Source organism: Caballeronia hypogeia, assembly GCF_001544875.2.
Classification (GTDB): Bacteria; Pseudomonadota; Gammaproteobacteria; order Burkholderiales; family Burkholderiaceae; genus Caballeronia; species Caballeronia hypogeia.
Map to the genome: position 1 here is coordinate 40,339 of NZ_FCOA02000034.1, position 12,975 is coordinate 53,313.

The following is a 12,975-nucleotide window of genomic DNA, read 5'->3' on the forward strand; positions in this document are numbered from 1 at the left end:
GCGTCGCGCGGTGTCAAGCAACGTTTGCGTGACGCGGGCGTGAAGCTCGCCTCATGAAGGCGCGGTGCGGTGTGCCATCAAGGGTTAAACTGTGTCGAGCGGGTTTGTCCAACGAACGTTCGCCCCTGTGCGCGGGTTCGCGGGCTATCGTCATCCGCTATGCCGACCATTCAAACCATGACCAGACCGAGAGCCGCCGCCCCACTCGACGCCGCCCGCAACGCGTCCGAACACTCCGCCATGAGCGATGCGCAATATCGCGCACTCGTGGACGCGATCGAGGACTGCGCGATATTCATGCTCGACCTCAACGGCCGCATCGTCAGCTGGAACGCCGGCGCGCGCAAGATCAAGGGCTACGAGGCGCACGAGATCATTGGTCAGCACCTGTCGCGCTTCTACACGGCGGAGTCAGTCGCGCGCGGCTGGCCCGAGTACGAACTGAAGCAAGCCTATGCGACGGGCCGCTTCGAGGACGAGGGCTGGCGCGTGCGGCGCGACGGCACCTTGTTCTGGGCGAACGTCGTCATTACGGCAGCGCGCAATTCCAAGGGCGAGATCATCGGTTACGCCAAGTACACGCGCGATCTCACAGCGAAGCGCGCCGAGGAAGAGAAGCTGCGTCTTTCGGAAGAGCGCTTCCGGCTACTTGTGGAAAGCGTGAGCGACTACGCGATCTTCATGCTCGACCCGGGCGGACACATCGCGAGCTGGAACACAGGCGCGATGCGCATCAAGGGTTATCAGCCGTCCGAGATCGTCGGCAAGCATTTCTCGATCTTCTACGGCCCGGAAGATATCGCCGCGAACGTTCCCGAGATCGAATTGCAGACCGCGATCCGCGCGGGCCGCGTGGAGAACGAAGGCTGGCGCGTGCGCAAGGATGGCTCGCTGTTCTGGGCGAACGTGGTGATCACGGCGGTGTACGACGAGCATCGCGTGCTGCGCGGCTTCGCCAAGGTCACGCGCGACATGAGCGAGCGCAAGCGTCTGGAGCAGCTCGAGGTTTCTTCGCGGCGCATCAGCGAGTTTCTCGCGACGCTCGCACACGAGCTGCGCAATCCGCTCGCGCCGGTGCGCAACGCGATCGGCGTGATGCAGATGGAGGCGGACATGTCGCCGCGCGTGTCGGCGTGCCGCGACATCATCGACAGGCAGACCTCGCATCTCGGCCGGCTCGTCGACGATCTGCTCGACATGGGCCGCATCACGACAGGCAAGATCGACTTGCGCATGACGCGCGCGGATGTAAGCGATATCGTCGCGCGCAGCATCGAGCTCGTGCATCCGTTCATGGAAGAGCGCGCCCAGAGCGTCCTGACGAAGCTGCCGCCACAGCCGGTGTACGTCATGGGCGACGCCACGCGGCTCGTGCAGGTCGTGCAGAACCTCTTGAACAACTCATCGAAATTCTCGCCACGCGCGAGCACGATCACGGTCGAAGTGGCGTGCGAGGCGACCGCGTTGCTGATCAAGGTTATCGACAAAGGCCGCGGCATTTCGCAAAAGGGCCTCACGACCATCTTCGATCTGTTCGTGCAGGAGGATCACTACCTGAATCCCGGCGAGGCGGGGCTCGGCATCGGGCTCACGCTGTGCCGGTCAATCGTCGAACTGCATGGCGGGTCGATCAGCGCGTGGAGCGGCGGTGCGAATCAGGGCAGCACGTTCACGGTGCGCCTGCCGTATGCATCGTCGGAGGATACGCCGCGGCCGCATCGCGTGCTGGCGCAGGATGCGACGGATCGGGAAGGCAGCGGCTTGCGTGTCGTGGTGATCGACGACAATCGCGATTCGGCGGACAGCCTCGCGATGCTGCTGCAGATGAAGGGGCACGACGTGCGTATCGCGTATCACGGCAAGGAAGGGCTCGACGTGATACGGCACTTTCCGCCGGAACTCGTTTTGCTCGATCTGGCGTTGCCGGACATGGACGGTTACGGCGTGTTGCGCACCGCGCGCTCGCAACGGCTGCTCGGGCGCGCGATGGTCGTCGCGATGACGGGCTTCGGGCAAGTGGGCGACAAGGAGCGCTCCGCGCAGGCGGGCTTCGACGCGCATCTCGTGAAGCCCGTGGATTTTGCGGAGCTGGACCGCTTGCTGGAGAAAGTGGCGGCGCGGTGAGGCGGCGCAGTTCACTCCGCCTCTTCCAGCGCTTCCTCTCGCGGATACACGCGCACCAGCACGATGCGCGGCCCCTTCATCTTCTTGACGACGATATCGAACCGGTCGAACTCGACCCGTTGCCCTTCGGTGGGCAAATCGCCGAGCGCATTGATGACGAGTCCGCCGACCGATTCCGCGCGCCCTTCGTCGATATCGATGCCGAGCGCCCGCTCCAGCGATACCACCGGCAGGCTGCCCTTCCCCATCAGGGTGCCATCGTCCATGCGCGACCAGTCGGCGTCGCCCTGACGGAACTCGTCGTGAATCTGCCCGACCAGCGCGCCGAGCAGGTTATCGAGCGTAATGAAGCCGATGGGCTTCGCGCCCTTGCGCCCGACGATCGCCAGATGCGGCGCGCCCTTGCGAAAGCGCCGGAACAGCTCGAGCGCCGAGAGGTTCGGCGCCACATACTGCACGGGCCGCACATGCCGCGAGAGCTTGTCGATCTTTTCCGCATCCTTCGAAAAGCTGAAGTTGAAGCCGCGTCCACCGCCATCGCCCGCGAGGAGCAAGTCCTTCAGATGGATCATGCCGATGACGCGCTCGCCGGACGCATCGGCGAACAGCGGATAGCGTGAAAAACGATGCCGCGAAATCATGGCGAGGTTATCGCGCATCGGCAGATCGTTGCGCAAGCCGACGAGCTCGTGCGCCGGACGCATCAGGTCCGACACCGTCATGCGGCTGAAATCGAGCGAATGCGCAATGGTGTTCCACTCGTCCTCGTTGTACGAAGACCCGCCGCCGTGACGGCGTCCGCGCAGGATCAGCTTGAGTTCATCGGTGGAGTAGTGCGCGTCGTGACCATGCTCGCCGGTAATGCCAAACGGGCGCAGCACCAGATTCGCGCTCGAGTTGAGCACCCAGATGAACGGATACATCAGCCAGTAGAAGCCATATAGCGGCGCGGCGAGCCACAGGCCCACCTGCTCCGCGCGGCGAATCGCCCATGACTTGGGCGCGAGCTCACCGACGACGATATGCAGGAACGAGATGACCGTGAACGCAAAGAACAGCGAGATCGAGTCGATCAGCTTCTCCGACTCGACGCCGAGCAGCGTAAACAGCGGATGCAGGAGTGTCGCGAATGCCGGCTCGCCGATCCAGCCGAGCCCGAGAGACGCCAGCGTGATGCCGAGCTGACACGCGGAGAGATAGGCGTCGAGCTGCCCGTGCACCTTCGCGAGCAGACGTCCCGGCAGGCCGTTGGTGCGCGCGAGCGCCTTGACGCGCGTGGGCCGCAGCTTGACGAGCCCGAACTCCGCCGCGACGAAAAAACCATTCAGCGCGACGAGCAACAATGCGCCGATCAGCGCGACAACCTGAGCCAAAGCAACTCTCTTCGAAAGTGGAAAGCGTCAGTATATGGGCGACAGGCAATTGAAAGTAAATTACATTCCCGCGACCGGAACGCGCACCGACAAGGTGACCTCCGCGTTGTCCAGGATATCGCTGTGCTCAAAGCCGCCGCCGTGCGCCTCGGACACGCGCTTGCACAGCGCGAGCCCCCATGCGATGCGCCCGCCCTCGCGCGGCTCCAGCGCCTGACGACGCGCGAACGCCTCGAGCACATGGGGCGAAGCCGTGTCGTTGAGCGCCTGCGCGGAGGCGGTGAAACGCACGTCGGTGCGCCACATGCTGCCTCCGACATTGCTCGACGCATGGACCGTCGCCCCGCCCGCGCTTGCTTCGGCGGCGAACGCGAGCATCAGCCACAAGGTCTGCAAGAGACGCTCGGCGTCGCCTTCGACCTGCTCCTCCGCAAGCGGCGAATCGACTTCGATGGTCACGCCGCGCGCACTCGCGACACTCGCACGCGCGAGCGCCGCCCCCTTCTCCAGCAGCGGCCGCATGGCGACCGGCGCCAGCGCGACCTGCAGCGCCTTGGTTTCGGCGCGCGTGGTATCGACGGATTGCTCGATCAGCTTCACCTGCTGCTCCACGCCCGAGCGGATGCCGGCGAGCGCGCGCTGCGCGGCGGGATCGTTCGCGTCGACCTTGCGCTCGAGCACGTAGCCCCAGCTATGAATCGCGTTGAGCGGGCCGCGCAGATCGTGCGACACGATGGACAGCACGTGATCGCGCATGAAGAGCGCGGTCTCCGCGCGCAGATGGGCGACGCGATCGGCCGCGCCATTTGCTTCGTCGGATGCGCCGGACGCCGGCGACACGATCAACGTGACGCACTCCGGTCCCGGCAGCGCGATGATCGCGAAGGCGTGCGTCGCGTCGTCGCCTATGGTTACGTGCGCGCGACGCGTGCCGTTGCCCGCGAGCGCGGCATCGGCGGCCTCGCCGAGCACGGCTGCGAGCGGACGCGGCAACGGCGTGTCCGTGAGCGCGCGGCCGTTGAGCGCGGCGGGATCGATGTCGAAGAGATGAGCAAACACGGCGTCGGCCGAGAGGCAGCGTTGAGCGGCGTCGAGCACCAGCACGCCGTCGTTTCCTGCGACGGCCGCATCGAAGGACTTGTCGCCTTCAGGCTCGACCGTACTGGAAAAAGACGTTGTCACGGTTATGGGTCCTTGCGTGTGTCGATGTTGCGATGGATGGTGCGCTTCCTCGCCACGCGGCACGTCTGACGACGATTGCGCCACGCGGATGAACCCTTGCGAGGTCATTATATGTGAGCGCCTATGGTGCATGCGGCGGCCTGCGCGCCCGGGGCCGCCGCGCCCGGTATAGCAATCCGCATGCACGGTCGTTCTAGCGCCGCCCTGCGCACGCTTCGATATCTCGCGCGAAAACGTGTGCGCGAGTGTATTTCAACCGCCGCCTTTAGAAGCGAATCATTTGCGCCGTTAGAAACTCCAGGGAAAGAAAATATCGGAATGCTATTAGTTCGCTTTTTAAGCGGCAGTCACATTTGTTAAATTCGAGGGCTAATTCGGTTTATTGAAAAGTTCGGGCCGGGCAGGAATCGCTTTTGCTAACAGGGCTTCCCGGGCGCTTTGCCATGGCCTTTTTCCGATTGATATTTTCAACGGAAAATAGCACGGCGATTTTATTTTTCTTCCGCCATCAATATGTGCGCACGCGCCCGCAAGACTTCCGATATTCGATTTCTGAAATTCTTTGCGTGTGTGGGCGAACATTCTCGGCCTATACGTGTCGATAGCATTCCTCCTGAGGAATGACGCATTTGGACAGCCGGCGCTTAGAAGCCGGCCTCGGCCACGGTGGCTTTCAACAACTCTAACCGGTGACACGAGCACTATGACACGCGTCCACAACGGCATGACCAACACCTTGCTCTCGGTGATCATCCCCGCGTACAACGTGGAGCACTTCATCGCTGCGTCGCTGGAGTCCGCGCTCTCGCAGCCGCGCTCTGAGGAGATCGAGCTGATCGTCATCGACGACGGCTCCACCGACAACACCCTCGAACGCATTCTCGAAGTCCAGCGCACCGAGCGCGGCCGCAACATTCGCGTGATCCATCAGGAGAACCGCGGGGTGTCGGCGGCGCGCAATCGGGCAATCGCGGAAGCGACTTCGCCCTACATCGGCTTTCTCGACTCGGACGATGTCTGGTCCGCCGACTTCACCGAGAAGATCATGCCGCTGCTCGACGCGAACCGGGCGGACATCATCGAGTTCAACGTGGGCATCATCAGTTCCGCGGGCAAGGTGATCGACCATGTGAGCCTGATCGATCCGGCGACCATCGGTCATCGTCGGTGCGATCTGCCCGCGCTGCTCGACTTCGCGCGCGTGTATCAGGTGTTTCCGGCCGCGCGCGTGTACAAGCGCGCGTTGTGGGACGGCGTCGAGTTTCCGGCCGGCCGCGTCTACGAGGACGCCGCCGCGATTCCGCTCGTCTATGCCCGCGCGCGCACGCTGTACCGCCTCGCCGACAATCTCTACTTCTATCGTCGCCGCGCCGGCAGCATCACGACGCGCGCGACGCCGTACACTGTCACCTCGCTCACGACCTGTGCCGAAGAGACCATGGAACGTTGCGACGGAGGTCCGCTGGACCCTTTCTGGCTCGCGATGTTTCACAAGGTCTTCTCGTATGCGTGTCATCAGGCCGCGCGCGTGGATGCGCGTGCGTTCGCGGAATCGATCAGGACGGTCGAGGACACCGCGGCGCACTATCGCGTGTTTGCCGCGAGCCGCACGGATACGCCGAAGGAACTGAGCTTTCACAAGAAGATCGTCACCGATCGCCGCTGGTTCCAGGCCAAGCGCATGGTAAAGCGTGCACTCGGTCTCGAGTTGCGTCCGCCTGTGGCGCCACCGCGTGCACGTGCTCCGGGGAATTTGCGCGGCCGTCCGCCCGCGGGCAATCAACAATGATAAAAAGGTCTACGAGGCGGGTTCAGTATGCAGATCTATCCGAAGAGGCCCGGCTTCACCGCCGGCGAGTGGTTCGATCTCGCGGTGCAGCCGGGCTCGCGCTTTTCGATCGCTATCTACCATCAGGGCAATGACGAGACGCTGACGAGCACGGGCGGCGTCGCCGTGCAGCCGGGCGGCGCCGTGCCGGCCGAACTGAAGAACGGCAAGTTCGTGTTTCAGTCGCCGGGGCGCGTGGGGCCGGTGCGCCACGATGCGGACTGGGGCTGGCCCGTCATCACGATCAGGCCCAATGTCGATGTGCTCGAAACCGGCGCTTATGTTGCGATCGCGTATGAAGTCGGCGCGAGCGGCGAGCCGCTCACGGAGCTCGGGCGCCGTGCCGCCGCGCACATGCCGGTCTTCGCAGGACCACCCGATTCGGACAGCATGGCGCTCGTGATCGCGCGGCCGCGCACGCCATCGGCTGCGATCGCGTACATCGTGCCGGTCAATACGTATCACGCTTATAACTCGATGGGCGGCGGCTGTTATTACGGCGACCCGATTCATCGCACGCAACCGCAGACGAAAGTGAGTCTGCTGCGTCCGGGCGGTGGGCTGGGCGCACAGCTCGGCGAGCCAACCGATCCGTATGATCCGCGCTCACCGCGTCAGCAGTTCACGCACTGGGACGCGAAATTCATCCGCTGGCTGCGTACGGAAGGCATTGCATGCGACTTCTACACGGACCACGATCTGCATCGCGGCACGGACCTGAAACTGGAGAACTATCGCTGCATGTTGAGTGTCGGACATCATGAATACTGGTCCACGCTGATGCGCGAGCGCGTCGCGAAGTTCATCGCGCAAGGCGGCAATCTCGCGATCTTCAGCGGCAATACCTGCTTCCGTCCGATCGATTACGACGATGCGCCCATAGACGGCGATTACGCGGCGATGAATCGCCTCGGCGAGAAATGGCCGGGGCATGACGAATCGAACCTCATCGGGCTGAGCTACGGCTACGGCGGCGGCAAGTACGGCGTGTGGAAGCGCTTGCGCGGCGGCTGGATCAGGCGTGAGCGCGAAGCCATCGGCTACACGGTGTGCGATGCGAATCATTGGGTATTCGCGGGAACGGGTCTCGTCGATGGGCAAACCTTCGGCGCGAAGGACCGGCTCGTGGGCTATGAAGTCGACGGCGTGCCGCCCGTTCCGAACGGCTTCGTGAAGCTCGCGGACACCATGCAGCTCGTCGGCTGGGACATGGGCGGCGTGGGCGCAATGGGCGTGTTTCAGCCCGATCCCGAAGGCGGTCCCGAGCAAGGTCTCGTCTTCAATGGCGGCACGACCGACTGGCCGCGCGTGCTGATGGATCCCGAAGCGCAGAGCCGCGTGATCGTGGATCAGATCACGCGCAACGTGGTGCGCAGATTCATCGGCTTGCCGCTGCATGTCGCGCGACGCGGCGATACTTCGGGGAACGACGCGCCCGTTCATACCGATGAAACAGTGAAGGACGACGCTGCGGTCTGAAGGCGCACGAACACATGGATGTTGCCGCGGCGGCCATGTGCGTGCATGATCGCCTAACAGCACTTCGCTTGGTTTTCAATCGAGTGAATCCATTCCTTGTATGACCTTTGGTGGGGAAACCCACTGATGATTGCGCTTTTCTGCAGTTAAATGTTTGCTGCATTTGCACGGCGCATTCTCCGGATGAAACTCAGGCCCGGAACCTGCGCCCTCTGTTCAACTCGCGCGCACCCCAGGCTAGGCCAAGGCACGGGTGCGCTGACCTCTTTGGCCTCATGCCGCACTGACGGCGAGACGTTCGCGCGAAACTAATCGCCCGCGGCGTTGTCACGCATAGGCCCGCCGAGTCGGGCGAACCCGCGGGATTCGCACCCTTGCGTCACAGTCATCAAGATCACGCAGCGCTAAAGCCGGGAAAACCGTTCAATGGCTTCTTTTCGAAAGAACTTCACGATTCTGATGACGTTGCAGGTATCCACATACCTTGCACCGCTTCTGACCTTGCCGTGGCTCGCCCGCGTGCTGGGTCCGAGCGAGTATGGCCGCCTTTCATTCGGCTTGGCGTTCACCGCCTATTTCATCTCCATCACCAACTACAGCTTCTCGCTGACCGCCACGCCAAAGATCTCCATCAATCGTGAGAATCGCGCGCTGCGCTCGCAGGTGTTCTGGGAAACCATCCTCACGCAGATGGCGCTCGCGATGGCGGGACTCGTCGTGCTCGTCGCGCTCACGTCCGTCGTGCCTTATCTCGAGGAAAATCGCGAGCTGCTGTTGATAGGCTATGGCCAGGCCATCGGCGCGATGCTGATCCCGACGTGGTACTTCCAGGGCATTGAAGACCTCGGCGTGCTGAGCGCGCTCGTGTTCCTCGGCCGCGCGCTCAGCATTCCCGCCATGTATCTCTTCGTGCGCGAACGTAACGATGTCTATATCGCCATGGCCGTGAATGCGCTCGTGCCTCTGCTCTCCGGTATCGCCATTTGCGCTTATCTGTGGTCCCGTCGCGAGCTCGATTTCGTGCCGGTGTCGGTCAGGACCATCCATGGTCGTCTGAAGGAAGGCTGGAGCGTATTCATGGCGACCGCGCTCGCCGATATCTACGCCTCGAGCAACATCGTGATCCTCGCGTTCATAGCGGGCAACGTAGCCGGCGGCTATTTCGCCGCGGCCGACAAGCTGATTCGCGCAGCGCTGAACATGCTCTCGCCGCTCAAGACCGCGGCTTATCCGCGCGTGAGTTTCCTTATGCATCACGCCAAGGACGATGCGTTCGCGTTCCTGCGCAAGATGTTCGTGGTGCAAGGCACGATCGTTTCGCTTATTTCGGTGTGCATCTTCTTCGGCGCGCCGCTCGCGGTAAAGATCTTGTATGGACCGCAATTCGCGCCTACCGTAGACGTGTTGCGCTGGATGGCTTTCGTGCCGTTAATGGCGGGCCTCGCAGATCTCTTCGGCGTTCAGACCATGCTTCCGCTCGGCATGAAGGCGCAGTTCAGCCGCGTGCTGATCGCCTCGGCGGTGCTGAATTTCGGCTTGCTGGCCGTGCTTGCGAAGTTCTTCGGCGAGCAGGGTGCGGCGGCCACGGTGTTGATCGTCGAGACCGCTGTCGCGGCCGGCATGGCCTTTACGCTGTATTTGCAGGGCGTTCCTTTGCTCAAGCGGCCGATACCGGAAGGCGCGAGCACGGGTACCTGATAGCCCGCGTCGGCATGTGTGACCTGGCTATCCTATTGAGTCATTCTCGCCGTCGTGCATATCACATGACGAGAAAAACGCGTGATATAAACGCATCAAGTGTTTCGCTTCGTTACCGTGGTTGGCTTACTCGCCGTATGCACCTTTAATAAACGCTTCGCACCTGCACCGCGCAGGCAATGCTTTCGACTTGCGCTCTACTCCAAAAGTTGCTTCCATGTATGTGAGTGAACGAACGGACCAGAGCGATTCAAGCCGATATCTTAATGGTAAGAACAGTGTTTATTTAAGAGAGCCGTCGAATGGAATCCGAGGAAATGTCGATCGAACGTGTGCTGAAGCTGGTCGAGCAGGCCGAAAGCCTGCGCATGCAATCGGTCGCGGTTCCGCTGAGGGATTTGAAGATCCTTCTGCAGATTTGCGAAGCGACGATTGCTCAGCAGAATTCCACCGTGACCAAATGATCGTAAAGAGTCAGGTTTATCAGCAGAGTAAAGCTCAGCGTTGACAATGTCCCGGGCACGGACAGAAAAGGTGCTCCGGCCCGGCGCGGGGGCGCCCGGCTTTGACAAGCTTAAACATTGATTGACCATCGGCTTTACGTCCCGCTGCAGGGGAGTCGTGATTGCACGGCTGACCTGCGCCTCATCGGCGCGACGCAGAATATTCTTCGCAAAGACCGACCACGCGACACCCTCTCGGCCAGATCGACTCGCCGGGTGTTCGCAGCAAGTAAATCCAGGCTTGAAGGCAAGCTTGAGGGGGCGTTGCTCGCATAGTACGTGCGAGGAACGAGGAATGCTACGTCGGAGCGCGTGTGTATTTTTCGAGTGTCTATTACATCCTCGATTAGTACTGCGACGCGCATAGCCGGCTCTTTATGCGATCTGTTGCAGGTGTTCGCACGTCCTCCGCCTCGCGTAGCGTCATCTTTTACTGATAACCACTAGGCCGCTTCCTTTTCCATTGCGTTTGCCGCGGGGCGTTCGGCAAACCGCCAATCGATGAGTTTAAACATGAAAGAGATCGTCCATATAACCGAGGCTTTTGGAGGCGGGGTGCTGTCGATGCTGACCCAGCTTTCGAACCGTGCGGCGGCCGCTGGCGTCGGCGTAACGATCCTTCATTCGATCCGGCAGGAAACGCCCGATAATTTCTCGAGGCTGTTTCACCCGGCGGTAAAGCTAGCCTACGTCAGCATGTTCCGCGAAGTGAGCTTGAAGAACGACTGGGCCAGTCTTTGGGACCTGGTGCGCAAGTTGAGGGAATGCGATCCGTCGGTCGTGCATCTGCATTCGTCGAAGGCGGGTGTGCTGGGCCGCGCGGCCGCGCGCATCGCCGCCCCCAATGCGCGCGTGTTCTACTCGCCGCACGGGCTGGCCTTTCTGCGTCGCGATGTTTCGCCGGCCAAGCAATTCGCGTATCTGAGCTTCGAGCGCATCGCGGCCCGCATGGGCGGCACCATCGTCGCCTGTTCGAATAGCGAGCTTTCCGAGATCGAAACGAAGATGCGCACGCGCGAGACGCGCATGATCGAGAACGGCGTAAACGTGCCGGAAATTCCGCCGCGCATCGAGAAGAGCTCGGGCGAATTGCTGATTGGCATGAGCGGGCGCGCTTCGTATCAGAAGAACCACGAAGCGTTCGTGAAGCTCGCGACCGATCTGCACGGCCCCGCCGTGCGCTTTCTGTGGATCGGCGGCAATCTCGATGAACTGCCCGGCGGTCAGACGGCTCGCAACGCCGTATCATGCAGCGGTTGGGTGACGCGTGAGCGCGCGCTCGAACTCACGGCGGAACTCGATGTCTACGTGCAGACGTCACGTTGGGAAGGCATGCCTATCGCTCTCATCGAGGCGCAGGTAGCGGGCATTCCCGCCGTCGTCACCGACGTGGTCGGCAATCGTGACGTGGTGCAGCACGGCGTCACGGGTTTCGTCGCCTCGAACATGGCGGAGATGGGCAAGTACATCGCCATGTTGCGCGACGACCCCGCGTTGCGCGCACGCATGGGCGCCGCCGCGCGCAACTCGGCCAGCAAACGTTTTTCGATGGACGCGATTTTCCGGCAATGGCTCTCGGTGTATCAGTTCGCTTCCGACAAGCCCGCGCGCGAGCCGCTCGGCGCGAATGAGGCCGCCTCGTATGAAACCAGCTCCGATTCTCAGTTCTGACGCACCGAATATGGACACATCCATCGCCACCAGCAAGCTCGTCTATAACGGGCGCTTCACCAGCCAGAAAACCACCGGCGTGCAACGCGTCGCGCGCGAACTCGTCGCCGCGTTGGTGCAGTTGCCGCAAGGTTCGCATGTCACTCTCGCCGTCCCGCCGCAAACCGGCCTCGATCCCGTGCAGGGCGTCGAGACCGTCAAGCTCGGCTTCGGCAAAGGCGTGTTCTGGGAGCAGATCGTGTTGCCGCTGTTCGCCGGGCGCTCGCGCATCGTGAACCTTTCCAACTCGGGCTCGATCTTTCGCGGCAACCAGATCATCTACATGCACGATGCCGCGGTGTTCGACACGCCGTCGCACTTCTCATGGAAGTTCCGCACCTGGTATCACATCATGTTCTGGATTCTCGCGCGCACGTCGAGCTGCGTGCTGACGAATTCGAAGTTTTCGCGGGACCGGCTCGCGCATCATGTCGGCGTGCCGGCTGAACGCATCGGCGTGGTGCCGCTCGCGGCCGATCATCTGGATCACATCACGCCGGACACCTCGGTCATCGACGATCTGAAGCTCACGAAGAACCGCTACGTGCTGGCCGTGAGCAGCATGAATCCGACGAAAAACTTCAAACGCCTCGTCGAGGCTTTCATGCGCCTGAACGATCCGTCGATCGATCTCGTGATCGTCGGTATGAAGAATGCTTCGATCTTCGGCCGCGCTCATGACCTTTCGAACGCGCCGAACATCAAGCAGGCGGGCTACGTGAGCGACGAAAAACTCAGAGCGCTCTACCAGAATGCGGCCTGCTTCCTTTATCCTTCGATCTATGAGGGTTTCGGCATTCCGCCGCTCGAAGCAATGCGCAATGGCTGCCCGACGCTGGTCGGGCGCGCGGCCGCGTTGCCGGAAACGTGCGGCGATGCATCAATCTACTGCGATCCGTATTCGGTAGAGGATATTTCGAACAAGCTGCGCGAATTGCTCGACTCGCCGCAACTGAGCGAGGATCTGAAGCGCCGCGGCCTCGCACACGCCGAGCGTTTCCGCTGGACCGAAAGCGCACGCGTGCTCATGCAGTTCATCGACAAGCCGTGATGGCGCGCGCGCTGCAAGGAGGTAGCC

The 12,975-nt window shown here is 62.1% G+C and carries 9 protein-coding genes; 7 read left to right on the forward strand and 2 right to left on the reverse strand.

All coding sequences use genetic code 11. The features are described from left to right. Positions 1 to 240 precede the first annotated feature (240 nt). On the forward strand, positions 241 to 2,124 hold the full coding sequence (locus tag AWB79_RS32075; RefSeq protein WP_096031642.1) for a PAS domain-containing hybrid sensor histidine kinase/response regulator: 1,884 nt from the start codon (positions 241 to 243) through the stop codon (positions 2,122 to 2,124). Positions 2,125 to 2,135: 11 nt separating this feature from the next. Here AWB79_RS32075 and AWB79_RS32080 read toward each other — a convergent pair whose 3' ends face one another. Both AWB79_RS32080 and AWB79_RS32085 read right to left on the reverse strand, forming a co-directional pair. Further along, on the reverse strand, positions 2,136 to 3,497 hold the full coding sequence (locus AWB79_RS32080; protein WP_061171472.1) for a hemolysin family protein: 1,362 nt from the start codon (positions 3,495 to 3,497) through the stop codon (positions 2,136 to 2,138). Between the two features lie 60 nt (positions 3,498 to 3,557). Next, positions 3,558 to 4,679 carry a sensor histidine kinase gene (locus AWB79_RS32085; RefSeq protein ID WP_332459677.1) on the reverse strand — a complete coding sequence of 374 codons (1,122 nt, stop codon included), beginning with the start codon at positions 4,677 to 4,679 and terminating at the stop codon, positions 3,558 to 3,560. A 703-nt stretch (positions 4,680 to 5,382) separates the two neighbouring features. On the opposite strand from AWB79_RS32085, the gene AWB79_RS32090 reads away from it, so the two are divergent. The 6 genes from AWB79_RS32090 to AWB79_RS32110 all read left to right on the forward strand — a co-directional run bounded on the left by AWB79_RS32090 (position 5,383) and on the right by AWB79_RS32110 (position 12,948). Next, complete coding sequence (locus AWB79_RS32090; protein ID WP_061171473.1) at positions 5,383 to 6,468, forward strand: glycosyltransferase family 2 protein; 1,086 nt, start codon at positions 5,383 to 5,385, stop codon at positions 6,466 to 6,468. 27 nt (positions 6,469 to 6,495) lie between these two features. Then, positions 6,496 to 7,986: a N,N-dimethylformamidase beta subunit family domain-containing protein gene (locus AWB79_RS32095; protein ID WP_061171474.1), complete on the forward strand. Its 1,491-nt coding sequence runs from the start codon at positions 6,496 to 6,498 to the stop codon at positions 7,984 to 7,986. Positions 7,987 to 8,412: 426 nt separating this feature from the next. Next, positions 8,413 to 9,684: a flippase gene (locus tag AWB79_RS32100; protein ID WP_061171475.1), complete on the forward strand. Its 1,272-nt coding sequence runs from the start codon at positions 8,413 to 8,415 to the stop codon at positions 9,682 to 9,684. Positions 9,685 to 9,986: 302 nt separating this feature from the next. Then, positions 9,987 to 10,148, forward strand: coding sequence for a hypothetical protein (locus AWB79_RS39800; protein WP_157695893.1), 162 nt, complete (start codon positions 9,987 to 9,989; stop codon positions 10,146 to 10,148). 552 nt (positions 10,149 to 10,700) lie between these two features. Continuing rightward, positions 10,701 to 11,858, forward strand: coding sequence for a glycosyltransferase (locus AWB79_RS32105; RefSeq protein ID WP_061171476.1), 1,158 nt, complete (start codon positions 10,701 to 10,703; stop codon positions 11,856 to 11,858). A 10-nt stretch (positions 11,859 to 11,868) separates the two neighbouring features. After that, on the forward strand, positions 11,869 to 12,948 hold the full coding sequence (locus AWB79_RS32110) for a glycosyltransferase family 4 protein (protein ID WP_061171477.1): 1,080 nt from the start codon (positions 11,869 to 11,871) through the stop codon (positions 12,946 to 12,948). Positions 12,949 to 12,975: the final 27 nt, after the last annotated feature.